This is a genomic window from Rhodanobacter sp. K2T2 (genome assembly GCF_013408815.1).
In the GTDB taxonomy this organism is placed as follows: domain Bacteria; phylum Pseudomonadota; class Gammaproteobacteria; order Xanthomonadales; family Rhodanobacteraceae; genus Rhodanobacter.
Genome location: NZ_JACCCA010000007.1, coordinates 176,147 through 197,521 on the forward strand (window position 1 = coordinate 176,147; position 21,375 = coordinate 197,521).

Below are 21,375 nucleotides of genomic sequence, written 5' to 3' on the forward strand. Positions count from 1 at the left end.
GGAGTTGAGTGACGTGCGGTACGCGCGTCCGCTTGGACGCATTGTCAGGTGGTTGCCCCACCACTACCGTGCACCTGCACCGGGTGGCCCAACCAGCGACTCGATGCCTTCCTCACGAATGGTCCGTAGCCCCTCGTCCAGAGCAGCCTGGTCGGTGGCGAACAAATCATCCCACACGGTCGAGTTGTTGAAGGCGTCAACAATCTCCAGTGTCCAGGCCGTATCAGGTCCTCGATAAATATCGATGCGAACGGTGTGATCTTTTTCGGTGATCGACTGGCAGAGCGGCGAGATAGTGAGTGGGTAATCCTGGTCCATAAGCGTCTCCGTTTGTCATGGTGTTTTACAGCCGCCTAACGCCTGAATTAAGTCCACTAGTGAGGCGGATTCGGCTCGAATGAAATTGTTAGGTCCCATGGTGCATCCAGGCAGCCCGACCCGCAAGCAAGGTGCGCGCTACCGCAAAGCCGTCCGGAGACTGGCGGCCAACTCCATGCGCTCCTCGGTGGTGTAGGGCACTTTCTGTCCCGCATGCAGCTCGTCGTTTGTGTAGCGAGGAAATACATGGAGATGGTAGTGCCACACATCTTGATTGCCGGCTGGCCCGTTGTGCTGGCGAGTGGAGATTCCTTCACACCCAAAGGCATTCAACATAGCGTGCGCCAGGCGACGCGTGGCACGAAAAAAATCGTTACCAAGGTGGTCCGGGATGTCCAGCACGTTCTCATAGTGACCACGAGGTATCACCAAGCAGTTGCCTTTAATTCCCGCGTAGTGGTGCGTCGGAACCAACGCGAACACGTTGGTATCTACGAGGACAACGGCCGATTCTGGCGCAGGCGATGGGAGCGTCTCGGCAATAGCGCAAAACGGACACGCGTATCCGGGTGGAGCATTCTTCATAAGACCTAACGCTTGAGGTAAGCGGCGGCGCAGCCATCCGCCTTGAACGAATGGCTACAGCCCATTGCCCGAGAGATAGGCCGATGAGCGTAATGCCGCTGAGTATTGTTCACTCGAAAGAAAGGGCCAATAGGAAATGTCGCGGCTGCGCTTGGCTCGATGCGAGTAAACCCTGCCGGCAATGCTCAGTGTGAGCAAATTGGCGATTGTGAGCAGCATAGCTGCTGATCGCGAGAGAACCGGCCAACCGTATGGAAGCCCCGATTTAAGAAATAGGATGCAACGTACAGCGACTTCGCGCACTTGCGGAGAGAGCTGGTCACGCCCTGTTAGACGGTACTGACGCAAGTCGCAGTACATAAGCCAGAAAGCTTTGTTGTAGATCTCACGAATTGCAGGATCACTCGATATCGGAATGCGGTCATCGAATTGATGATTCGTGATGAGCCCTGCAACTAATGAGCGCGAAGCCTCTGCAAGTTTAGATCGTGCCTGTATGTCAATCATGGGCTCTAACGCCTGAATTAAACCGCGCCACGAAGTGGTGTTGGCTTGAATGAATTTGTTAGACATCATGCCCCTTGACACGTGACGCCTCTGCCAGCGCTTGCGCGCCAGACATGGTGTTACACGGCACGAGAATGCTGCCCGGCGAACAAACAAAATACTCTTGCGTGCTAGGGCGAAAGAATCCAGCCCTATCGAATTGAGCCAGGCTCTTGAACGCCGCGGGAATGTCTCGAACGATCTGATCATGATTCCAAGTGCCGCCGTACGCCTGCGCGAATGCTCGTATGTGACTTTGCTGCAACACGGCAAACGTGAGTGGTTCATTTGTGAAACACTCGCTGATATAAGGCGTATAGCCCTTGGTACGTCCGCATTGAGCGTGCATGGCAACATACTCGGCTGCATAGTCGAGCGTTGGCGAGAACCAGTGACCGCACGGAAATTGAACCTGCGATGCCCAGTAGCCGCGAAATAATTTGGCGCCGGCTGGTAACTGATGAGTTGGGCTGCCATTGAAAAGGTTGGCCAAATTTAAGATATAGCTTGGTGTCATGATATCTACCACTGGAGTTAAGCGGCGGCGCAGCCGTCCGCCTTGAACAAAATGTTAGCCCTCTCCCACGAGCGAGCCAATGTAGCCGGCTTGGTCATTTCATTGCCGCTCCAATTGCTTGGCGCACAGGAATGCCAGATGGCTCAAAATCTTGAAGGCAAAGAACATTTATACCGAGGTAGTCGGGCGTGACGCGCTTGCGATGAAACGGGTAGATGCCGCAGACCTTACAGAAGAAGTGACGGGCGGTCTTGGTGTGGAACTGGTACTCGGTGAGCGACTCTTCGCCGGCCAGCAATTTGAACTTGCTCTCGTGAACCTTGACCATCAGGGCATTCTTGCGACGGCAGATCGAGCAGTCGCACATGGTGAGTTCCGGGAAGTCGGTTTCGATCTCAAATCGGACAGCGCCACAGTGGCAACTTCCTTCGTATTTCTGAGGTGGGCGACTACCCATCGACTGAATCTCCATGAGAGGGCTAACGCTGGAGTTAAGCGGCGGCGAAGCCGTCCGCCTTGAACGAGTTGTTAGGCCTCCTTAGTAAGGCATCGACTGAGTATCTGAGCCTTGTAGTACGGACCATCGTTGCTTAAATCGTGCTGCGGAGTATCAAATTTAACCCAGTAAGAGTAATCCACGCCTTGCAGAGTTTGAATGGATTCCGGAGCGCTGGATATCACCCCAAGACAATCATCGCGCCACCCGCCGCCGATGGCTGAGACCATGACGCGCGTGCCGATAGCAAAATCTTGCCTCATTGCATAAGGGCTATACGGGGCGCTCACTTAGGTTCCTTGCGGCCTAATGCTGGAGTTAAGCGGCGCGCGGTACGCGCGTACGCTTGGACGAGATGTTAGGCCGCCGAATGTAACGCCAGGCAGCCGCTAAAGCGATGCTGAAAGTGAGCATGAGTGAAGAGATGATCCAGAACAACAGGCCTGCGAACGGTTCAGGGCCTTTAAAGATATTGGAGTAATAGCTGCTGTCGAAGACAGCCAGAACGTGTGGGAGGAACACAGTCATAATTGGTGTCGGGACAGGAGCCGCCAAAACTGAAAAGGATGAGGCAAGACCCGCAATGGCCCACCCAGAACGCACACCTTTACGACGCATCGAACGAGCTGCGAAGAAAAATGCCAACAAGAACGGGGAGGCAAGAACGGCCCACAGCAGCAATAAAGCCACCGATATTGTCAACGCTTGCAGAAAATAGCCCATGGCGGTCTAGCACCTGAGTTGAGCGGCGGCGGAGCCGTTCGCCTTGAACGAAATGTTAGGCGTTGCCTTTTGCCTTCTGTAATAGATATTCGAGTCCACAGCCACAAACAGCTCCTGCGATGCCCCAAAAATAAGAAACTGGAATGGTGATCATTGCCCACATTTTTGACTCGGGATCAGCCGGGTAAATCCAGGTCATGAACGCGATCACTATTGGAACGAAAATCCCACCCAACGCCATGCTGACAACGGCTCCATTCCCGCGCTTTCGGAGGTAGATGGCCGCCAGCAAGGAGCCAAGAATGCATACAATCAAAACCATCATGTGCTGACACCTTTCCTATGCAGCCTAACTCTGAACTTAAGCGGCGGCGAAGCCGTCCGCCTTGAACGAATGGTTAGGCCTCAGGCGAAACGCCCATTGCCAACTAGAATAAGAGTGACAGCTGCAGCGGCACCAATCGCCAACAAAGTGTCAATGGCCGAAACGGCGTAACCAAGAAATTGGCGCACCTTACTATCTGAGCCTCTTGCGCCCCGAAAAAGTAATACAGCTGCCGGCAAACAGACAAGACAGATTACTTGGGACACGAGCAATGTGGTGATTCCGTCCAAGCGGGGCAGCGCGCCACGAGCAACGACGATAGAGGTCCCGATAGATCCAACCGTGAGTGCATAACCGAAAGCTAAGAGACGGTTCATGTGAGGCCTAACGCTGGAATTAAGCGGCGGCCGAGCCGCCCGCCTTGAACGATTAGTTAGGCGGCTGCCACATACGTACAACAAAGCTTGCCAAAGTTACGACGAGCAGCGGAAGCAGCAACCAGTGAAGTTGAAGATCTTGAAATGGTGTTATGAAAACAACGGTTCCGTGGCAGTTGTAGTCGACGGTATTTTTGGTTGCCTCGTTTATCGTGCGAGGCGAGGCACAAAGCGTGCTGAGCAAGTAACACCATGCCGCAACAATGCCGACACCCATAACATTGATGATTACAAGTAGAGCGACACGTACTTTTTTCATGGTGCGTCTCGAAACCTAACGCTGGAGTTAAGCGGCGGCGAAGCCGTCCGCCTTGGACGAAATGTTAGGTGTGCAGCATGGAGCCAATGCAAATTATAAGTAGCACAAGGCCAGCAAGGGTAAGACAAAGGATATAAAAAACTTTGTTGCCTTTCTGATCATTTTTTACGTAAGACTCAGGGTTACGCCACTTGTGTACGACAGCCTCCCATTCACGTTGAAGCTCCATCGCGGCCGCGATAAAAAGTGGTAAAAAGCCAAGGAAATATAAAAACTTTGATACGGGAAGATCTGGTTTTTTTGGAGAGAGCCAAATAGTCATTGGCAACGTCACCAGGGTCAAAGCCGCAATTTTCCATTTTGATGCTGTCGACTTCATTCTCTACCTAACGCTTGAGTTAAGCGGTGGCGAAGCCATACGCCTTGAATGATTTGTTAGGCGCTAGGGCGCCCGAATTCTTGTAGCAGCACTTCATCAGCCTGCGTACCTGCGAGCTTTGTAAGCTGTGCCGCTTGGGCCGTCCGCTTTTTGTACTCGGGTGAGTAGTCTGCTTTCCAAGTGGCCAGATCAATGCACCTGCTGCGTATGGAATATGCCAGATTTGCTGCTGATGACTGAAGTACTTGATCATTAGGACTAGTAGCGAGCGCAGCTACGAGCGCATCGAATCTTTGATCTAGTTCGGGTGATGCTTCCTGATAACGCATATTTCGCAGCCTAATGCTGGAGTTAAGCGGCGGCGAAGCCGTCCGTCTTGAACGAGTTGTTAGCGACCAACTGGGGGAGCCCAACCTTCTTGTCTTAATTGTGCATGCATATTGTCCAAATCGTAGATGTGAACCATGAGCTTGCCATTTGTCGTTGTGCCGTTGAGCCCCATATAGGACACGCCGCCGGTATCTTTGAACTCGACAACCTGCATGCCGTCGTGAAGCATAGGCACTAAGTCGATCGTTCTTTTGGTCCCATCCGAGAGTGTTACGTTCTTGGAATAATGGCCATTGAACTCGTCAGCGAACACGAAATTCTTCTTGACCTCGTCTATGGACACGACAAAGTTTTTATGTGTGAGGTCGTTACTTGAGGTAATAACGGCAGTCGCGTTGGCGCGTGGAAGATTTGCTATAAGAACGCCGGCGGCGAAGCTTGCAACTACGAGTGTCAAGCTCTTCAGCATATTTGATTCCACGACATAGCTCCTCTGGTTGCTAACGCTGGAGTTAAGCGGCGGCGCAGCCGTCCGCCTTGAACGATTTGTTAGCGGGGTTGCTTTGGATCTTACCTGGGGCAAAGCAACCGATGATGCAACCCGAGTAAGGGTCCTGACCATCTTCAGTGATTGCCCAATGCCAATCAACAACAGTGGTATCCGTTGGAAACTGGAGCTTCACTCCGTTAGCAAACCGAAGAGTTATGGATGCGTCTGGAGACAGCTGCACGTCAGAAATTGCAGCGCCGAGGCAGGCGGCCAATATCGCGCTCTTGCCAATCAATTCAGGGTTGGCCGTATTGGCCGCCGGGCCGTAAGAGTTAACAAAGGAACTCTCTATGAGTTTCTCGTCGGGGCTACGCACATCCTGGGTCGAGAGTTCAAATCCGTCGAAGTCGAGTCCAAAAGCAGAAGCGACACTGAAGCTCCCATAGAAATTTCCGAGGAGGAGCGCTTGCAGTTGTTCGATTGCTTGCATGGTCGTGGGCACCGCTAACGCTGGAGTTAAGCGGCGGCGAAGCCGTCCGCCTTGAATGATTTGTTAGCTTGCCTTTGCAGCATGCTTGATGAACCGACGCTCGTCCAGCGAGTACCCGACTGCTTGGTAAAACCCGTGTGCAGCAGGACGGTGATCACCGCTTGTAACCTCCATGCGTTTCGCGCCCTTGCCCCATGCCCACTGCTCCGCGGCTGAAACAAGAGCCTTGCCCACACCTTTGCCGTGCGTTGATGGATTGACAGCGAGCGACGTGATGCGGCCGAGCAGCCCAGTTGTGTGAAAGAGCGGAAGCAAGCGCACGCTGACGACGCCCAACATGGAAGTAAGGTCGCTAGCCGAAGCAACGAAGACCGCATCCGTTGAACTGTCGGCGAAGGAGGCAAGACGCTCGGAAACAAGGTTGCACTCTGTGCCGTAACCAAGAGCGGAAAGGCATACAGCGATTTCGGGAGCGTCGACAATCTTGGCATGACGTACTGTCAGATTGCTCATGGTTACGTCACCGATGCTCTGAGAGCTAACGCTTGAGTTAAGCGGCGGCGGAGCCGTCCGCCTTGAACGAGATGTTAGGCCCCACGACCAACGAACCAACGCCCAATGATTGTACCCAGCCCCATGCCGATGATGGCAGCAGGGAGAACCCTGAGGAAGATCAAGTAGCCCGTCAGCGCACCAGCGGCGAAGCCCACGAGACCGTAGGCGGCGGCACGACGACGGACCGAGAGGATGCGAACACGGCTAGCGCTGTTTTTTGCCATGGCAGCCTGTTGAGCTTGCGGCTCCAGTAAAAGAGCGTCAGCGACTGAATTAGCTTGTTCGGAATTCATAGATGTCCCATTAGAGGGCCTAACGCCTGAGTTAAGCCGAGCTGCGAAGCGGCTTCGGCTTGAATGAATTGTTAGGCCGTAACCCGCCAAGGAGGATTCTTGCGATTGTCACCGGCCCAGAATAGGCAGAGTACATTGCCAGACGGGTCATTGAGGCGCGCCTCCCGCCAAAGCCAGCGCTCATCAGTGGGGAGCTGGGTAAAAGTGAACCCAGCAGCGACCAAGCTTTGAACGCGAGCATCTAGATCAGCGCACTCAAAGTACACAACTAAGCCACTTGCGGGATGATCAGCCGCGTGTAACGAAAAAGTGGCGTCTCCATCCGGGCACTCGAAGCGTGCATAGCGGGGCGGCGAGTGGACGATGAGCGTAAAGCCCATGTCTCGGTAGAAATCCACCGAGCGATCGAAGTCAATGACCGGGAGTGTTATCTGGTTGAGGTTCACAAGAGTGCCTGCTTACGGCCTAACGCTTGAGTTAAGCGGCGGCGAAGCCGTCCGCCTTGAACGATTTGTTAGCGGGGTTGCTTTGGATCTTACCTGGGGCAAAGCAACCGATGATGCAACCCGAGTAAGGGTCCTGACCATCTTCAGTGATTGCCCAATGCCAATCAACAACAGTGGTATCCGTTGGAAGCTGGAGCTTCACTCCGTTAGCAAACCGAAGAGTTATGGATGCGTCTGGAGACAGCCGCACGTCAGAAATTGCAGCGCCGAGGCAGGCGGCCAATATCGCGCTCTTGCCAATCAATTCAGGGTTGGTCGTATTGGCCGCCGGGCCGTAAGAGTTAACAAAGGAACTCTCTATGATTTTCTCGTCGGGGCTACGCACATCCTGAGTTGAGAGTTCATATCCGTCGAAGTCGAGTCCAAAAGCAGAGGCGACACTGAAGCTCCCATAGAAATTTCCGAGGAGGAGCGCTTGCAGTTGTTCGATTGCTTGCATGGTCGTGTACACCGCTAACGCTGGAGTTAAGGGGCGGCGAAGCCGTCCGCCTTGAATGAATAGTTAGATGCTTTAACGGAAAATTTGGTCGACTGATATTGGCTTTCCGTCTGGCCAATGTAGTACGAAGCCTCTATCAACGAACGATTGCAACGTTGTTCTGGCGAATAAAATCGCTAGATTCATGGCCTGCAAGGAGTCGACGCCACGTATGTCTGGCCCTTGCCGATCAAGCCCATCGAGAAATACAGGACAGGCCCAGCGCTCTCCGTTGAGCTCTGAATATGGCGTACCGATCCTGATGTGAAACGGAAATTTTCCCTTTTGAGGATGCTTCGCTACCAGCTTCCGTTCGGCGATAAATTCATCGGGGCGATTCATGGGCATCTAACGCTGGAATTAAGCGGCGGCGGAGCCGTCCGCTTGGATGACTTGTTAGACGGCGGCCCGCCACGCCGAAGTGTGGTTGCACGATAGCGCTGCTTTTGGTGCCCGGCAATGCCTTGAGGGTGATGGCGTGCGCGACGAGCGCGAACAGCGTGCGATGACCGGGACGTTACCGCGAGCCGCGCGTGATGAATGGCACGAAGAAGCGAGAAACGAAAACGCGCGCAATTTGCGGCGCACGCCCGAGCGAGCAAAACACCGCAACGCACGCTGGCCTGAAACACACCAGACGGGTGAAACGGAAAGCCAATTACGCGGGTCAACGCAAAAGGAAAATTGCTCTGCCGCCTAACGCTGGAGTTAAGCGGCGGCGAAGCCGTCCGCCTTGAACGAGTTGTTAGGCACGCTCGGCACCAACCTGTGAATCGAGGCTTTGGAGGTACGTTATGAGTGCCCGCAGTTGCTCATGTGTGACCGCGAGTGGGTATTGGGCAATAGCCGACCTAAGCACATCGTGATGATCGACGAAGAAAAGCTCTGTTTCTATGTATTGCCTGTACTCGTCGATGCTCATCTTGTACATCGTCGGTATATCAACGGCATCAATTTCGATTGTGTGTTTCATCCTGAAAGCTCCCCTTGTGTGCCTAACGCTGGAGTTAAGCGGCGGCGAAGCCGTCCGCCTCGAACGAATTGTTAGGAGTCAGCGCGACTGGAGCCAATTTATGACCTCCGGAATATCACTCTGCTCTGTCTCCAACAGTAGCTGTGCAGTTTGATGGTTGCCAGTGGCGGCCGCGGTTGCAGCTAGAGCCGAAGTACACAGCGACTCGCTCCATCCTGGCTGTGCGGCGGCTCCCGCGAGCATCGGAAGTTTAGCCAGTGCCGCAAAGTAAGAAGTAGCCAATGAAGTGGGGACAACGATCTTGCTTGAAGCCCGCGCGACCTCGATGCTTGCTGGCAACAGGAAGAAGCTCATGGAGGCTCGCGATGGGTCAGCGGCTAGAGTTTCGACGATGTGGGGAACTGCTGCGAAGGATGCAGAGTAGATATCGCCTTGATGGCAGAGCGAACTCCATAACGTGAACCACGGCTCGTCTTGGTAGGACGCCTCGTTTGGGTAGCTAGTAAGTTGACTCAACAACGCAGGGATATCTGACGCGACGCCGTACGCGTGCCGAAGCTCGGACCAAAAGGGACTATCGAGAGCCAACATCCTGTCTCTGACTCCTATCGCTGGAGTTAAGCGGCGGCGAAGCCGTCCGCCTTGAACGAATTGTTAGAGCGCATCATTGCCCGCCTTGTAGCCTAACGGGAATTGACCAAAATCGTTCCGGATCATTTGGGAAGCACCGTTGGTAATAAGGAACGAAATAACCTCTGGTCTTGAAGCGTAGTGCAGCGGAGTCGAGCCCATGTCGCCTCGCCGATTAATGTCCAGACCAGCCTTGATCAGAAGCTCAACGGCCCGCAGATTCCCTCGGTGCGACGCTGCATGAAGGCAGGTATCGCCATCGGGCGCAACATAGCTAAGTGGTTCGATCGCAGCTGTTGGATCTTCAGACTCGTAATTTACCAAATCGGCAAAGGCAGATTGCAGCTCGGAATATTCGGAAGATGAGAGCTGCTTCATTTGCGCTCTAACGCTGGAGTTAAGCGGCGGCAAAGCCGTCCGCCTTGAACGAGTGGTTAGCGCCCACCCTACGCAAAGCTGACCTGAAAATCGATGCCAGCCACAAAAGAAGAGGATTGGAGTGCGTCCTTGTAGTCTGGAATGAGCAGCACGCTTGAACTGAAGGCCTCGAAAAACTTTGACACATCTTCTTGCGGAACCGAGTAGCAGTCGAGTTGCACAGTGACATGCTTGCCATTGGATTCAGGAAACTGCTGCGCGAGATGGCCGTCTATTGCTGCATCAATGCAGCCGTAAAGCCTGCTCTGAACACGACGTAGATTTGATGCAACGTCCTCCCACGGCCCTTCCTCGACCAACACCATCCGCCAGGGATCTCTTACGATGAAGTCAATGGTCACTTCAGACATGGGCGCTAACGCTGGAGTTAAGCGGCGGCGGAGCCGTCCGCTTGAATGAGTGGTTAGGGCTGCGTCTGCACCGCAACGATTGTGCATTCACTACCGCCAACCTCTATGGACTTGCGCCAAACGTGCTTGATATTTGAAACCGGCAAGAACTCACCGCCGTACGCCTTGTTAGCAAGCTCACGGTAAAGAGGGGGCGTGAGCGCCGGAAGTGCGTGAGCAGGGATATTGGAACACCAAGTAGATACGAAGCCTTTGAAGTTGCTGTGGCTTCCTTGTGCGACATGACTAGATCCCTTGTAAGAAACGACATACGTATAAATTGGCATGCGAGTCCTAACGCTGGAGTTAAGCGGCGGCGAAGCCGTCCGCCTTGAACGAGTTGTTAGGCTTTGCCGCTGCCGGATAGTAGGCCGAGCAATGCTAGGCGCGAACCGACGGCGACAATGCCGAGAAAGAATGGAACTACCAAACCCAAGAACACACAAGGCCAATATCTAGCACGATTCTGTACGTATGGTCGGGTGGCCCGAAAAAAGGTCCAAAAAAACAGTGGCAGCGCGATGAGCAAAAAAAATAGCGTGGGGTAGCCAAGTGAGTCAGATACGCCCCCACCATAGAAGAACACAAATGGAAAAAACCATGCGGGCATAAAACTACGCCAATGCGCTTGTGCTGTGCCCCGAATGCTTGTTGATTGGCCCGATTCCATTTGTGAATCCTAACGCTTGAGTTAAGCGGCGGCGAAGCCGTCCGCCTTGAACGAGATGTTAGAGCAACCCTCAGTGCAAAATGCCTGCTGAGAGACCGATAACAAAAGAAGTGCACCAAAAACCTGCAGCAAATAGGAGACACCGCATGAAGTCGCGTGCATAGCGTGCCGCTGGCTTTGAACTACAGGGCTTACCCCACAAAGTAACTTCCCGCATCCGAAAGTCTCTTGGCTGCGCCCTGACCGAGAACATGTTTACCCAGAAGCAAAGGGCAACCAAGCACGACGCGAGGAAGCCAGCTGTGGAAATCCAAAAAATTGAACGAGCGAAATAATCCATTTGAGCTCTAACGCTGGAGTTAAGCGGCGGCGTAGCCGTCCGCCTTGAACGAGTTGTTAGGGCTCACTCGGATCAATTTTTTTGAGTGAGGTCGCAGTTGCTGGCGAAGCGCTGGTTGGCGATTTCGGTGCAGAGTGTCCAAAGCAAGAAGGTGCAACATCAGTCGGACCTTCAGTGCAATAGAAACCGGTTTTGTTGACGCCCAGCTGCAAGCAACCTTCAAGCGCGAAGCCAAACAACAATATGCAAATGGCTTTTGCAACAAAGGTCGAAACTTTTTTCATGGTGTCTGGAGTGAAAGTGGCCAAGGGTTTCGCCGATTGTGTGCAGGACATACGCTGCGGGGGCCTAACGCTTGAGTTAAGCGGCGGCGAAGCCGTCCGCCTTGAACGATTTGTTAGCGCCGCCTTGCAACTAAGACAGTGCGAGGATAACTAGAAATGCAACGAACAGAACCAATGTGGCGGTAAGCGAGTGCCTAATAAATACGTTGTACCACCGAGAGCTTTCCAGTGGCGACAGAAGGCGCAGATACTCAGGTACGTACTTGAAAGGGCCAAAGTTAAAAAACGCGTCGCGGCTCACTTTGCCGCCAGCATCGTTTACCCGCAGAAGTACGACGCAGAAGTACAGAATGTTGAAAAGAACGATGTCTGCGGCTAAGAACATCCAACTAGCAATGAGTAGTTTCGACATGGGCGCTAACGCTGGAGTTAAGCGGCGGCGAAGCCGTCCGCCTTGAACGAATTGTTAGGCTTCGACCGCCACAATTATTTTCTCCTCGGAATATCTACGCCATAAGCGCGCTCGCTGCCTTCGACCACAACAAGGTAGCTCAGAAATGTGCCAGGAAAGCCGAATAGGAACGACAAAATTCGCCAGCCGGCGCTATGGCTGTTTTGAGCACGCATGCCGGCATAGCTGAGGTTCGCAAGAATCCAAATCGCTGATGCGCCTGTTTGACTTACTGCATCCTGAGCCTGCGACCCAACCTCCGCCGCCTTGACGCTGAAGGATGCAACCAAAAGGGCGGTAGAGGTAACGCTTTTTTTGATGATCATGGATATCCCCATACCGATCGGCCTAACGCTGGGGTTAAGCGGTGGCGAAGCCGTCCGCCTCGAGCAAATTGTTAGACATCGGCGGCGTCCGAACTCTGTGTTGGTGTCGAAGACGAAGGATTTGGATACCCGAAGACAGCCAAGAAGGGCGAAAAGCGTATTAGTACCAGTCCCACAGCGATGTGTAGACAGCCTTGTAGGAAAAAGCCGAATGGCTGGGTATACGCGGGTGTGTAGTAGCCGTGCATGACATTGAAGGCTGCAAGGAAGTGCTCAAGACCCAGAACGAAGTTCCAAGCGCCGATAACTCTCAATGCAAGGCAAAACCACTGGAACGATGTCATAGAACTCTCCCTGTCGATGTCTAACGCTGGAGTTAAGCGGCGGCGGAGCCGTCCGCCTTGAACGACTGGTTAGGGCGACCGCCCAGAAAGAACACGCCAGTTTTTGCACTAAGGAGCGCCCACGCGTTGATAGCAATTCCTAAAGTATTGCGTATGACATTGGCCCAAAGCTTGGGTGCCGCCTCGGCCGGCAATGATGGACCGGATGAAACGAGAAGAGTCAAGCTTTGGAAGCCAAGGATGCCAAAAAATATCAAAGCGGCAGCCAACATGAGCCAGCGAGCGAATTGAACGCGGAACAATGCAAGTACAGAAGCGAGGATGAGGAGACCGGCTGTGCCAAGGGCAAGCAACGTTGTTGAGAGTCCTGGCCTGATGCTCTCGGGTATATTTGGATTTGAGCTGAGCAGAAGAAACGCTACAGCTGCAACGCTGATGGCCGCAACGAGAATATTCATGATCGCCGCGACCCAAAGTCTTTTAGGACGCGTAAGTTCTGTGACAGTCATTGTCTGATGAGCCCTAACGCCGGAGTTAAGCGACGGCGAAGCCGCCCGCCTTGGACGAATGGTTAGGATTGCACACGGCAAGACTCTGGTGAAGAGATAGCGGCCACCCATGCGCCCGCGGCATTGGCACATCCGTGTGCGGCATAGATCTATACGCATGTGCTCAACCGTGGCGGACAGGGCGTGCTGAGTCCGTTGGATCGTTGAGGCTCAGCGCGGCGGGCGCGCGCCCAGCACCACCAGCACTTCCTGCGCGCTGCGGATGCGTTCGGTGGCGCCGGGCAGGTCCAGCGTAATTTTCAGCTTGTCCTGGCCGTCGAGCTTGTACACGCGCGGCAGGCGCTGGATCAGCTTGATGATGGTCAGCGGGTCGACCTCGGGGTTTTCGCGGAACACGATGCGGCCGCCGTTGGCGCCGAAGTCGAGCTTGCGGATGCCGAGTGGGGTGGCCATCAGTTTGATCGTGGCGACGGCGAACAGCTGCTTGGTCGGGTCGGGCAGCAGGCCGAAGCGATCGATCATTTCCACCTGCAGGTCGCGCAGTTCCTCCTCGCTGCGCGCGCTGGCGATGCGCTTGTACAGGGTCAGCCGCGCGTGCACGTCGGGCAGGTAATCGTCGGGGATCAGCGCGGGCAGGTGCAGTTCGACTTCGGTTTCGTGTTCGCTGCTGAGATCGAAGTCGGGCACCTTGCCGGACTTCAGCGCGCGCACGGCGCGATCGAGCAGCTCGGTGTACAGGCCGAAACCGATTTCCTGGATCTGGCCGGACTGCTCGTCGCCCAGCAGTTCGCCCGCGCCACGGATTTCCAGATCGTGCGTGGCCAGGGTGAAGCCGGCGCCGAGTTCTTCCAGCGAGGCCAGCGCTTCGAGTCGCTTCTGCGCATCGGCGGTGATCGACTTGCGGTCGGGCACCACGAGATAGGCGTAGGCGCGATGGTGCGAGCGGCCGACGCGGCCGCGCAGCTGATGCAGCTGCGCCAGGCCGAAGCGGTCGGCGCGATTGATGATGATGGTGTTGGCGGTGGGAATGTCGATGCCGGTTTCGATGATGGTGGTGCACACCAGCACGTTGAAACGCTGGCGGTGAAAGTCCGCCATCACGCCTTCCAGCTCGCGCTCCGGCATCTGGCCGTGGGCGATGCGGATGCGCGCCTCGGGCACCAGCTCTTCGAGCTCGCGCACGGTGCGCTCGATGCTCTCGACCTCGTTGTGCAGAAAGTACACCTGGCCGCCGCGCGACAGCTCGCGCTGCAGCGCTTCGCGGATGGTGGCCGGATCCCACGCCGCGATGAAGGTGCGCACGGCGGTGCGGTGTGCCGGCGGCGTGGCGATCAACGACAGATCGCGCAGCCCGGCCATCGCCATGTTCAGGGTGCGCGGAATCGGCGTGGCGGTCATGGTCAGCAGGTCGACTTCGGCGCGCAGTTTTTTCAGCTGCTCCTTCTGACGCACGCCGAAGCGCTGCTCCTCGTCGACGATGACCAGGCCGAGATTCTTGAACTTGATGTCCGGCTGCAGCAGCTTGTGCGTGCCGACGATCACGTCGATCTGGCCATCGGCCAGACGCTTCAGCGCCTCGTTCACTTCCTTGCTCGAGCGGAAGCGCGACAGCACGTCGACGCGCACCGGCCAGTCGGCGAAGCGGTCGGCGAAGTTGCGGTAGTGCTGCTGCGCCAGCAGCGTGGTCGGTACCAGCACGGCGACCTGCTTGCCGGCGGTGGCGGTGGCGAAGGCGGCGCGCAGGGCGACCTCGGTCTTGCCGAAACCGACGTCGCCGCAGATCACGCGATCCATCGCGCGCGGCGCGGCCAGATCGTTGAGCACGGATTCGATCGCGGTTTCCTGATCGGGCGTTTCCTCGAACGGAAAGCTGGCGCCGAATTCCTCGACCAACTGCCGATCGATCGGCAGCGATTCGCCGCCGCGCGCCTGCCGCTGCGCGTAGATCGCCAATAGTTCGGCGGCCACGTCGCGAACCTTTTCCGCGGCCTTCTTGCGCGCGCGCTCCCACGCGTCGCCGCCGAGCGAATGCAGCGGTGCCAGCTCGGGCGCAGTGCCCGAGTAGCGGCTGACCAAGCCGAGCTGCGCCACCGGCACATACAGCTTGTCGCCCTTGGCGTATTCGATGGTGAGGAACTCGCCGTCCATGCCGCCGACGTCCATCGACACCAGGCCCTGATAGCGGCCGACGCCGTGATCGACGTGCACGATCGGCGCACCGAGGGTGAGCTCGGTGAGATCGCGGATGATGCTTTCCGGATCGCGCGCGGTGCCGCGTCGTCGTTTGCGGTCGCGCTCGCTGCGCACGCGCTCGCCGTAGAGCTCGCGCTCGGTGAGCACGGTGAGCGCCGGCTTGTTGAGCGCGAAGCCTTGTTCCATGCCGGCGATGACGATGCCGAAGCGCGCCTCGCTGGCGTCGTTGAGAAAGCTCGACCAGCTGTCGGTGTTCGACGGCTTCATGCCCGCAGTAGCGAGCGTTTCGATCAGCGCCTCGCGCCGGCCGGCCGAGTCGGCGGCGATCAGCACGCGGCCCTTGTAGCTCTGCATGAAGTGCTGCAGCGAGGTGCCGGGCTCTTCGCCCTTGCGGTTGAGCGGTACGTCCGGCGCCGGCTGCGTGCCGGTGTTCACGGCGTGCTCGTGATCGGCCGCGACCACTTCCACGCGCAGGCGCTTGTTGAGCTGCTCGCGCAGCGCGTCGGGCGGCAGGTAGATTTCCGCCGGCGGCAGCACCGGCCGTTCGATGTCGTGCGCGCGCTGGTCGTAGCGCTCGCCGGTCTGCGCCCAGAACTGATCGGCCGCCTCGCCGACGCCTTCGCCCAGCACGAACAGCGCATCGTCGGCGAGATAGTCGAACAGGGTGGCGGTTTGTTTGAAGAACAGCGGCAGGTAGTACTCGATGCCGCCGGGCGTCACGCCTTCCTTCATGTCCTGGTACAGCGGGCAGCGGCGCACGTCGATCGGGAAGCGTTCGCGCAGGTTGTTGCGGAAATCCTTGGCGGCCGCGTCGGTGAGCGGAAACTCGCGCGCCGGCAACAGCTCGATCTTTTCCACCTGCTGCTGCGAGCGCTGGGTTTCCGGATCGAAGCTGCGGATCGATTCCACCTCGTCGTCGAACAGCTCGATGCGGTACGGCTCGTTGCTGCCCATCGGGAAAATGTCGATCAGCGCGCCGCGTACGGCGAAGTCGCCGGGCTCGGCCACCTGCGGCACGTTGCGATAGCCGGAGGCCTCCAGCCGGCGCTGCTCGGCGATGATGTCGAGCTTCTGGCCCTTGCTCAGCATCAGCCCGGCGCCGGTGATGTGGGCACGCGGCGCGATGCGCTGCATCAGCGTGGCCACCGGCACCAGCAGCACGCCGCGCTTCACGCTGGGCAGCTGGTACAGCGTGGCGATGCGCTGCGAGACTACTTCCGGATGCGGGCTGAACGCGTCGTACGGCAGCGTTTCCCAATCGGGGAAGTGCAGCACCGGCAGGCCGCCGGCAAAGAGTTTCAGCTCGGCCTCCAGCGCATGCGCACGCTGGGTATCGCGCGTCACGGCCACCAGCAGGCCAGGATGCGTGCGCGCCGATTCGGCGATCAGCAGCGCGCGCGCCGAGCCGTGCGGCGGCGACCAGTAACGGCGCTGCTTGGGCGTGGTAGGAAGGGGAGGATGCGGGATCAAAACGGGCATATCGGGGTCGGCACGTAAACCACTTGTTCGGGACGCGACCGGCAGGTCGCCTCGGGTAAGCGGACAAGTGTAGCGTGCCGATGGCAGATGGCTGAGTCGTAGTGAACGGATGCGGGTAAACGCCGTAGAGCGGGCGTTCCCAGGCCATGCTGCCGAGGGATGGTGCGGTTTTTACGCCAGGCGCAGCACGATCTGCGCGACGCCCGGCTCGTTGTCCATCCGGCGACGGACGAAACCCAGCGCCTTGCACAGATCGAGCATCGGCCGGTTTTCCAGCAGCACATAACCCCAGATTTCGGCGAGGCCACGGCGGCGGCAGTCGTCGACCAGCCGCTGCATCAGCAGGGCGCCGAGGCCGAGCCGGGTCCAGTCTTTTTCCACCAGCACGGAGAACTCGGCGCTGTCGGCCGCTTCGTCGACATAGATACGGCCGACACCACGGATTTCGCCGGGCACCACGGTCTCGTCCACCAGCACCAGCGCGGTCTCGATACTCGGGTCGATCTGGCACAGGCGCTGCGCCATCGGCGTGGGCAGCTCGGACATGGCATGCAGAAAGCGGCGGCGCACGTCTTCGGGCGACAGCCGCAGAAAGCAGCGCTGCAGGGCTTCGATATCGTTGGGGCGGATACTGCGCAGGTGCAGCTTGCGGCCGTCCTGTATGGACACCAGCTCGCCGGAGGTCTCCGGCACCAGGCGCGGTGCAAAGCGTTCGCGCGCGGGCGGGCGCAGCGAGGCTTCGTCGGGCGGCAGGGAAAAGTCGATGGCGGGTAGCGGCAACATGTCCGTACTCTAGCGTATTTGGTGCGACGCAACATGAATGAGAGGGCTTTGGAACGCCGTTCTCATTGCAGCGCCGATCGTCCAGCGTGGCGGCGAATGGCGTGGGGGCCGCCGTACCCGATCATCGGCATCATCACGGCGCTCCACGCCACAATGCGCTTATCGACGGCTCTTATGACGAAGGCAACGAGTCCAATGCGTAGAACGATGGGGATGAGCGCGCAGCAGCTGGAAGCGTTTTGCGGCCATTGGCCGGGCGTGACGCGCGATATCAAATGGGAAACCAAGCTCGTGCTCAGCGTCGGCGGCAAGATGTTTGCGATGACGCCGGCCGACGGTAGCGACGGCGGCCGGCTTTCCTGCAAGGTAGACGATGCGCGCTTTCTGGAGCTGACCGATCAGCCGGGTATCATGCCCGCCCCGTACCTGGCGCGCGCGGGCTGGATATCCATCATCGAGCCGTCGCGGTTCGCTACGACCGAGCTGCAGGACCTTATCCGCGACGCCTACCTACTCGTGCGCGCCAGGCTCACCAAAAAAGTACAGGCGGAGCTCGCTCTGCTGCCAACTGACAAGGCAACCAAGTCATGACACAACATCTCGGCGCACTCGCGCTGCTGGTCGACGATTACGACGAGGCGATCGCCTGGTACACCCGCGCGCTGGGTTTCGATCTGGTCGAAGACACCGACATGGGCCACGGCAGGCGCTGGGTGCTGCTGGCGCCGCCGGGCTCGACCGAAACGCGACTGCTCCTGGCCAAGGCCAAGGGCGACGAGCAGGCCTCGCGCGTCGGCAACCAGACCGGCGGCCGCGTGTTCCTGCTGCTGCATACCGATGACTTTGAGCGCGACTGGCAGCGCATGCGCGCCGAAGGCGTGCACTTTCGCGAAGAGCCGCGCCATGAAACTTACGGCACCGTTGCGGTGTTCGAGGACTTGTATGGCAACGGCTGGGATCTGCTGCAGCTGAAAAAGTAGCCTGCGCCAGCTGGCGCGCTACGCGTGCGGCGCGTTCTTCGCCTGCCACACCCAGCGGCCCTGCACGGCGGCGTCTTCGCCGGACTTATCCATGGCGAATACCACGGCGCTGCGTGGGGCCACGCGCAGCTGTGCGCCGGGTTGCAGGCCGAGCTTGGCGACGTCTTCGCCGGCGATGTCGGCCTCCAGCGTGTGGTCCAGCGAGGGCACATAAAGCTCCAGATGCGCCACGCTGCCGGCCAGGTAGACGTGACGCAGTCGAGCGCTCCAGGCGGGCTGGGTTTCCGGTACATCAAGCGCCAGATGCTCGGGCCGCACGTAGGCGACGGCGTGGGCATGCTCGCCGTTCCACGGCTCGCCATCGAGGAGCCATTCGCCCATGCCGAGCCGGCCGCCGCTGAGCGTGAGCGGCAGCTTGTTGACCTTGCCGATGAACTCGCATACGAAGGGCGTGGCCGGCTGCTGATAGATCGCCTCGGGCGTGCCGACCTGCTCGATGCGGCCGCGGTTCATCACGGCGACGCGGTCGGCCAGCTCCAGCGCTTCCTCCTGATCGTGGGTAACGAAAATGGTGGTGAGCTCGAGGTCCTCATGCAGTTCGCGCAGCCAGCGGCGAAGGGTGAGGCGAACCTGCGCGTCGAGTGCGCCGAAGGGTTCGTCGAGCAGCAGCAGGCTAGGCTCCACCGCGAGCGCGCGCGCCAGTGCGACGCGCTGGCGCTGGCCGCCGGAGAGCTGGGTCGGATAGCGATGGCCAAAGCCATCGAGCTGAACGCGCTGGAGCAGTTGCTCGACGCGCTCGGCGATCGCTTTTTTGGACGGCCGCAGCCTGCGCTTGCGCACGCGCAAACCGAAAGCCACATTTTCGGCCACGGTAAGGTGACGGAACAGCGCGTAATGCTGAAAGACCAGGCCGATTTTTCGTTCGCGCGCCGGTGCGGCCAGAAAGTTTTGGCCGTCCAGATCGACGCTGCCGCTATCGGGGTAATCGAGCCCCGCCAGGATGCGCAGCAGCGTGGTCTTGCCCGAACCGGACGGCCCGAGCAGCGCCAGGAACTCGCCCGGCGCGATCGACAGGCTGACGTCGTCCAGCGCGGCGAAGTCAGTGAAGCGGCGGCTCAGATGGGAAAGTTCGAGAGTCATGGTTGTCTCAGTGTCCACCTGGCGCATGCGCGGCAATCTCGTCGCCGTAGCGCCATTCCAGCAGTGTCTTGATCGCCAGCGTCAGCAGGGCCAGCAGCGCCAGCAGCGAGGCCACGGCGAAGGCGCCGACATAGTCGTACTCGTTGTAGCGCATCTCCACCTCCAGCGGCATGGTGGTGGTGAGCCCGCGGATATGCCCCGACACGACGGACACGGCGCCGAACTCGCCCATCGCGCGGGCGTTGCACAACAGCACGCCGTACAGCAGCGCCCAGCGGATATTGGGCAACGTGACGCGGAAAAACATCTGCCAGCCGCCCGCGCCGAGCACGCGCGCGGCTTCCTCCTCGTCGCTGCCCTGCGCCTGCATCAGCGGAATCAGTTCGCGCGCGATAAAGGGCAGGGTGATGAAAATGGTGGCCAGCACCAGCCCCGGCACGGCAAAAATGATCTTGACGTGGTGCGCCTGCAGCCACGGTCCGAACCAGCCCTGAGCGCCGAACAGCAGCACGTAAACCAGGCCGGAAATCACCGGCGAGATCGAAAACGGCAAATCGATGAAGGCACCCAGCAGCGCCTTGCCGCGAAATTCGAAGCGTGCCATCGCCCATGCCGCGGCGATGCCGAACACGATATTCAGCGGTACGGCGATCACCGCGACCAGCAGGGTCAGTCGGATCGCAGACAGCGCTTCCGGTTGTTTGATGGTCGAAAGATACGCGTGCATGCCTTGACGAAACGCCTCGACGAACACCACGCTCAGCGGCAGCACCAGAAACACGGCAAGAAAGATCACCGCCGCCAGGATCAGCAGCGAACGCCCGATCTTGCGTGGCCAGTGTGGCGCGCGCCTGTGCCGAATGCCTGTCGCTGACGTGGTCGAAGAGGCCGTCATCGCGTGTGCTCCGCCCAGCGCCGGCTCCATCGTTGCAGCAGCGAGATGACGATCAGCAGCACGAACGAGGCGATCAGCATCACCATGCCGAGCGCGGCCGCGCCGGCGTAGTCGAATTCCTCCAGCTTCTCCACGATCAGCAGTGGGGCGATCTCCGAGCGCATCGGGATGTTGCCGGCGATGAAGATCACCGAACCGTATTCGCCCACGGCGCGGGCCAGCGCCAGCGCAAAGCCGGTCAGCAGCGTAGGAAACAGCATCGGCAGGATCACCCGGAAAAAGGTTTGCGGATGCGACGCGCCGAGACTCTCGGCGGCCTCTTCCACATCGCGATCGAGCGATTCCAGCACCGGCTGCAGCGTGCGCACCACGAAAGGAAAGCCGACGAACACCATCGCCAGGATCACGCCCGGCGGTGCATAGGCAATCTGGATACCGTGCGGCACCAGCCACTGCCCGAGCCAGCCGTTGGGTGCGTAAAGCGCGGTCAGCGCGATGCCGGCGACCGCGGTGGGCAGGGCAAACGGCAGGTCGACCAGCGCATCGAAAAGTCGTCGCCCGGGAAAGCGGTAGCGCACCAGCACCCAGGCGACCAGCAGACCGACGAAGGCGTTGACCACGGCGGCGAACGTCGCGCCGACAAAGCTCAGCTTGAGCGCGGCGAAGGTACGCGGCGAACTGAGCAGGCGGATCAAACCGTGCAGGCCGATACCGGAAGCCTTCCACGCCAGCGCCGCCAGCGGCAGCAGCACGATCAGGCCCAGATACGCCAGCGCATAACCCAGACTGAGCCCGAAACCGGGCAGGATGCGCCGACGCATGCG

Annotated in this window: 30 protein-coding genes; 3 read left to right on the plus strand and 27 right to left on the minus strand. The window is 58.4% G+C overall.

The window, feature by feature from the left end; all coding sequences use genetic code 11:
• Positions 1–63: 63 nt before the first annotated feature.
• From HDE78_RS12980 to HDE78_RS13050, 15 genes are all read right to left on the minus strand, one after another.
• On the minus strand, positions 64–318 hold the full coding sequence (locus HDE78_RS12980; RefSeq protein WP_179480108.1) for a hypothetical protein: 255 nt from the start codon (positions 316–318) through the stop codon (positions 64–66).
• Between the two features lie 138 nt (positions 319–456).
• Positions 457–903, minus strand: a complete 447-nt coding sequence (locus HDE78_RS12985; protein WP_179480110.1) for an HIT family protein — start codon at positions 901–903, stop codon at positions 457–459.
• A gap of 54 nt (positions 904–957) precedes the next feature.
• A complete protein-coding gene (locus HDE78_RS12990; protein WP_179480112.1) occupies positions 958–1,476 on the minus strand; it encodes a hypothetical protein in 519 nt (172 codons plus the stop codon).
• Positions 1,469–1,966, minus strand: coding sequence for a hypothetical protein (locus HDE78_RS12995; protein WP_179480114.1), 498 nt, complete (start codon positions 1,964–1,966; stop codon positions 1,469–1,471). Before HDE78_RS12995 ends, HDE78_RS12990 begins: the two co-directional genes overlap by 8 nt.
• A 94-nt stretch (positions 1,967–2,060) precedes the next feature.
• Positions 2,061–2,423: a GFA family protein gene (locus HDE78_RS13000; RefSeq protein ID WP_179480116.1), complete on the minus strand. Its 363-nt coding sequence runs from the start codon at positions 2,421–2,423 to the stop codon at positions 2,061–2,063.
• Positions 2,424–2,780: 357 nt separating this feature from the next.
• Positions 2,781–3,185: a hypothetical protein gene (locus HDE78_RS13005; RefSeq protein ID WP_179480118.1), complete on the minus strand. Its 405-nt coding sequence runs from the start codon at positions 3,183–3,185 to the stop codon at positions 2,781–2,783.
• 55 nt (positions 3,186–3,240) lie between these two features.
• Complete coding sequence (locus HDE78_RS13010) at positions 3,241–3,510, minus strand: hypothetical protein (RefSeq protein WP_179480120.1); 270 nt, start codon at positions 3,508–3,510, stop codon at positions 3,241–3,243.
• Positions 3,511–3,939: 429 nt separating this feature from the next.
• The gene (locus HDE78_RS13015; protein ID WP_179480122.1) at positions 3,940–4,206 is read right to left on the minus strand and encodes a hypothetical protein; all 267 of its coding nucleotides are present in this window, start codon (positions 4,204–4,206) and stop codon (positions 3,940–3,942) included.
• 64 nt (positions 4,207–4,270) lie between these two features.
• On the minus strand, positions 4,271–4,585 hold the full coding sequence (locus HDE78_RS13020; protein ID WP_179480124.1) for a hypothetical protein: 315 nt from the start codon (positions 4,583–4,585) through the stop codon (positions 4,271–4,273).
• A gap of 388 nt (positions 4,586–4,973) precedes the next feature.
• A complete protein-coding gene (locus HDE78_RS13025; RefSeq protein ID WP_179480126.1) occupies positions 4,974–5,384 on the minus strand; it encodes a hypothetical protein in 411 nt (136 codons plus the stop codon).
• Positions 5,385–5,427: 43 nt separating this feature from the next.
• Positions 5,428–5,895, minus strand: a complete 468-nt coding sequence (locus HDE78_RS13030) for a hypothetical protein (RefSeq protein WP_179480128.1) — start codon at positions 5,893–5,895, stop codon at positions 5,428–5,430.
• 63 nt (positions 5,896–5,958) lie between these two features.
• The gene (locus HDE78_RS13035; RefSeq protein ID WP_179480129.1) at positions 5,959–6,408 is read right to left on the minus strand and encodes a GNAT family N-acetyltransferase; all 450 of its coding nucleotides are present in this window, start codon (positions 6,406–6,408) and stop codon (positions 5,959–5,961) included.
• Between the two features lie 74 nt (positions 6,409–6,482).
• Positions 6,483–6,743: a hypothetical protein gene (locus HDE78_RS13040; protein WP_179480131.1), complete on the minus strand. Its 261-nt coding sequence runs from the start codon at positions 6,741–6,743 to the stop codon at positions 6,483–6,485.
• A 71-nt stretch (positions 6,744–6,814) separates the two neighbouring features.
• A complete protein-coding gene (locus HDE78_RS13045) occupies positions 6,815–7,189 on the minus strand; it encodes a VOC family protein (RefSeq protein WP_179480133.1) in 375 nt (124 codons plus the stop codon).
• Between the two features lie 31 nt (positions 7,190–7,220).
• Positions 7,221–7,688 carry a hypothetical protein gene (locus HDE78_RS13050; RefSeq protein WP_179480135.1) on the minus strand — a complete coding sequence of 156 codons (468 nt, stop codon included), beginning with the start codon at positions 7,686–7,688 and terminating at the stop codon, positions 7,221–7,223.
• A gap of 517 nt (positions 7,689–8,205) precedes the next feature.
• Between HDE78_RS13050 and HDE78_RS13055 the strand changes: the two genes are divergently transcribed.
• On the plus strand, positions 8,206–8,427 hold the full coding sequence (locus tag HDE78_RS13055; RefSeq protein ID WP_179480137.1) for a hypothetical protein: 222 nt from the start codon (positions 8,206–8,208) through the stop codon (positions 8,425–8,427).
• Positions 8,428–8,472: 45 nt separating this feature from the next.
• Here HDE78_RS13055 and HDE78_RS13060 read toward each other — a convergent pair whose 3' ends face one another.
• The 9 genes from HDE78_RS13060 to HDE78_RS13100 all read right to left on the minus strand — a co-directional run bounded on the left by HDE78_RS13060 (position 8,473) and on the right by HDE78_RS13100 (position 17,536).
• A complete protein-coding gene (locus HDE78_RS13060) occupies positions 8,473–8,700 on the minus strand; it encodes a hypothetical protein (RefSeq protein ID WP_179480139.1) in 228 nt (75 codons plus the stop codon).
• A gap of 78 nt (positions 8,701–8,778) precedes the next feature.
• On the minus strand, positions 8,779–9,054 hold the full coding sequence (locus HDE78_RS20840; protein WP_218862329.1) for a hypothetical protein: 276 nt from the start codon (positions 9,052–9,054) through the stop codon (positions 8,779–8,781).
• Positions 9,055–9,354: 300 nt separating this feature from the next.
• Positions 9,355–9,708: an ankyrin repeat domain-containing protein gene (locus HDE78_RS13070; protein ID WP_179480143.1), complete on the minus strand. Its 354-nt coding sequence runs from the start codon at positions 9,706–9,708 to the stop codon at positions 9,355–9,357.
• Between the two features lie 68 nt (positions 9,709–9,776).
• On the minus strand, positions 9,777–10,118 hold the full coding sequence (locus HDE78_RS13075; protein ID WP_179480145.1) for a hypothetical protein: 342 nt from the start codon (positions 10,116–10,118) through the stop codon (positions 9,777–9,779).
• 1,105 nt (positions 10,119–11,223) lie between these two features.
• Positions 11,224–11,475, minus strand: a complete 252-nt coding sequence (locus HDE78_RS13080; protein WP_179480147.1) for a hypothetical protein — start codon at positions 11,473–11,475, stop codon at positions 11,224–11,226.
• 462 nt (positions 11,476–11,937) lie between these two features.
• Complete coding sequence (locus tag HDE78_RS13085) at positions 11,938–12,228, minus strand: hypothetical protein (protein WP_179480149.1); 291 nt, start codon at positions 12,226–12,228, stop codon at positions 11,938–11,940.
• Positions 12,229–12,604: 376 nt separating this feature from the next.
• Positions 12,605–13,030, minus strand: coding sequence for a hypothetical protein (locus HDE78_RS13090; protein ID WP_179480151.1), 426 nt, complete (start codon positions 13,028–13,030; stop codon positions 12,605–12,607).
• A 261-nt stretch (positions 13,031–13,291) separates the two neighbouring features.
• On the minus strand, positions 13,292–16,753 hold the full coding sequence (gene mfd / locus HDE78_RS13095; protein ID WP_179480153.1) for a transcription-repair coupling factor: 3,462 nt from the start codon (positions 16,751–16,753) through the stop codon (positions 13,292–13,294).
• Between the two features lie 171 nt (positions 16,754–16,924).
• On the minus strand, positions 16,925–17,536 hold the full coding sequence (locus tag HDE78_RS13100; protein ID WP_179480155.1) for a GNAT family N-acetyltransferase: 612 nt from the start codon (positions 17,534–17,536) through the stop codon (positions 16,925–16,927).
• 33 nt (positions 17,537–17,569) lie between these two features.
• Between HDE78_RS13100 and HDE78_RS13105 the strand changes: the two genes are divergently transcribed.
• Both HDE78_RS13105 and HDE78_RS13110 read left to right on the plus strand, forming a co-directional pair.
• Entirely contained in the window at positions 17,570–18,127 is a 558-nt protein-coding gene (locus HDE78_RS13105) for a DUF6194 family protein (protein WP_255457796.1), read from the plus strand.
• Positions 18,124–18,516, plus strand: a complete 393-nt coding sequence (locus HDE78_RS13110) for a VOC family protein (RefSeq protein WP_179480157.1) — start codon at positions 18,124–18,126, stop codon at positions 18,514–18,516. The genes HDE78_RS13105 and HDE78_RS13110 overlap by 4 nt, the downstream gene beginning before the upstream one ends.
• A gap of 18 nt (positions 18,517–18,534) precedes the next feature.
• Here the strand turns inward: HDE78_RS13110 and HDE78_RS13115 are convergent, their stop codons facing one another.
• Genes HDE78_RS13115 through cysT form a run of 3 tightly spaced genes read right to left on the minus strand, consistent with a single transcriptional unit; the run spans position 18,535 to position 21,372 of the window.
• A complete protein-coding gene (locus HDE78_RS13115) occupies positions 18,535–19,656 on the minus strand; it encodes a TOBE-like domain-containing protein (protein ID WP_179480159.1) in 1,122 nt (373 codons plus the stop codon).
• Between the two features lie 7 nt (positions 19,657–19,663).
• The gene (gene cysW / locus HDE78_RS13120; RefSeq protein WP_179480161.1) at positions 19,664–20,551 is read right to left on the minus strand and encodes a sulfate ABC transporter permease subunit CysW; all 888 of its coding nucleotides are present in this window, start codon (positions 20,549–20,551) and stop codon (positions 19,664–19,666) included.
• A complete protein-coding gene (gene cysT, locus HDE78_RS13125) occupies positions 20,548–21,372 on the minus strand; it encodes a sulfate ABC transporter permease subunit CysT (RefSeq protein WP_179480163.1) in 825 nt (274 codons plus the stop codon). The genes cysW and cysT overlap by 4 nt, the downstream gene beginning before the upstream one ends.
• Positions 21,373–21,375: the final 3 nt, after the last annotated feature.

Excerpts from the sequence above, each read along its gene's own strand:
- HDE78_RS13050 (WP_179480135.1), bottom strand. The coding sequence starts at position 7,688 with ATGCAAGCAATCGAACAACTGCAAGCGCTCCTCCTCGGAAATTTCTAT.
- HDE78_RS20840 (WP_218862329.1), bottom strand. The coding sequence starts at position 9,054 with ATGAGCTTCTTCCTGTTGCCAGCAAGCATCGAGGTCGCGCGGGCTTCA.
- HDE78_RS13030 (WP_179480128.1), bottom strand. The coding sequence starts at position 5,895 with ATGCAAGCAATCGAACAACTGCAAGCGCTCCTCCTCGGAAATTTCTAT.
- HDE78_RS13010 (WP_179480120.1), bottom strand. The coding sequence starts at position 3,510 with ATGATGGTTTTGATTGTATGCATTCTTGGCTCCTTGCTGGCGGCCATC.
- HDE78_RS13035 (WP_179480129.1), bottom strand. The coding sequence starts at position 6,408 with ATGAGCAATCTGACAGTACGTCATGCCAAGATTGTCGACGCTCCCGAA.
- HDE78_RS13100 (WP_179480155.1), bottom strand. The coding sequence starts at position 17,536 with ATGTTGCCGCTACCCGCCATCGACTTTTCCCTGCCGCCCGACGAAGCC.
- HDE78_RS13115 (WP_179480159.1), bottom strand. The coding sequence starts at position 19,656 with ATGACTCTCGAACTTTCCCATCTGAGCCGCCGCTTCACTGACTTCGCC.
- HDE78_RS12995 (WP_179480114.1), bottom strand. The coding sequence starts at position 1,966 with ATGACACCAAGCTATATCTTAAATTTGGCCAACCTTTTCAATGGCAGC.
- HDE78_RS12985 (WP_179480110.1), bottom strand. The coding sequence starts at position 903 with ATGAAGAATGCTCCACCCGGATACGCGTGTCCGTTTTGCGCTATTGCC.
- HDE78_RS13075 (WP_179480145.1), bottom strand. The coding sequence starts at position 10,118 with ATGTCTGAAGTGACCATTGACTTCATCGTAAGAGATCCCTGGCGGATG.
- HDE78_RS12980 (WP_179480108.1), bottom strand. The coding sequence starts at position 318 with ATGGACCAGGATTACCCACTCACTATCTCGCCGCTCTGCCAGTCGATC.
- HDE78_RS13000 (WP_179480116.1), bottom strand. The coding sequence starts at position 2,423 with ATGGGTAGTCGCCCACCTCAGAAATACGAAGGAAGTTGCCACTGTGGC.
- cysW (WP_179480161.1), bottom strand. The coding sequence starts at position 20,551 with ATGACGGCCTCTTCGACCACGTCAGCGACAGGCATTCGGCACAGGCGC.
- HDE78_RS13005 (WP_179480118.1), bottom strand. The coding sequence starts at position 3,185 with ATGGGCTATTTTCTGCAAGCGTTGACAATATCGGTGGCTTTATTGCTG.
- HDE78_RS13090 (WP_179480151.1), bottom strand. The coding sequence starts at position 13,030 with ATGAATATTCTCGTTGCGGCCATCAGCGTTGCAGCTGTAGCGTTTCTT.
- HDE78_RS13085 (WP_179480149.1), bottom strand. The coding sequence starts at position 12,228 with ATGATCATCAAAAAAAGCGTTACCTCTACCGCCCTTTTGGTTGCATCC.
- HDE78_RS13070 (WP_179480143.1), bottom strand. The coding sequence starts at position 9,708 with ATGAAGCAGCTCTCATCTTCCGAATATTCCGAGCTGCAATCTGCCTTT.
- HDE78_RS13060 (WP_179480139.1), bottom strand. The coding sequence starts at position 8,700 with ATGAAACACACAATCGAAATTGATGCCGTTGATATACCGACGATGTAC.
- HDE78_RS13020 (WP_179480124.1), bottom strand. The coding sequence starts at position 4,585 with ATGAAGTCGACAGCATCAAAATGGAAAATTGCGGCTTTGACCCTGGTG.
- HDE78_RS12990 (WP_179480112.1), bottom strand. The coding sequence starts at position 1,476 with ATGTCTAACAAATTCATTCAAGCCAACACCACTTCGTGGCGCGGTTTA.
- HDE78_RS13110 (WP_179480157.1), top strand. The coding sequence starts at position 18,124 with ATGACACAACATCTCGGCGCACTCGCGCTGCTGGTCGACGATTACGAC.
- mfd (WP_179480153.1), bottom strand. The coding sequence starts at position 16,753 with ATGCCCGTTTTGATCCCGCATCCTCCCCTTCCTACCACGCCCAAGCAG.
- HDE78_RS13025 (WP_179480126.1), bottom strand. The coding sequence starts at position 5,384 with ATGCTGAAGAGCTTGACACTCGTAGTTGCAAGCTTCGCCGCCGGCGTT.
- HDE78_RS13015 (WP_179480122.1), bottom strand. The coding sequence starts at position 4,206 with ATGAAAAAAGTACGTGTCGCTCTACTTGTAATCATCAATGTTATGGGT.
- HDE78_RS13040 (WP_179480131.1), bottom strand. The coding sequence starts at position 6,743 with ATGAATTCCGAACAAGCTAATTCAGTCGCTGACGCTCTTTTACTGGAG.
- cysT (WP_179480163.1), bottom strand. The coding sequence starts at position 21,372 with ATGCGTCGGCGCATCCTGCCCGGTTTCGGGCTCAGTCTGGGTTATGCG.
- HDE78_RS13105 (WP_255457796.1), top strand. The coding sequence starts at position 17,570 with ATGAATGAGAGGGCTTTGGAACGCCGTTCTCATTGCAGCGCCGATCGT.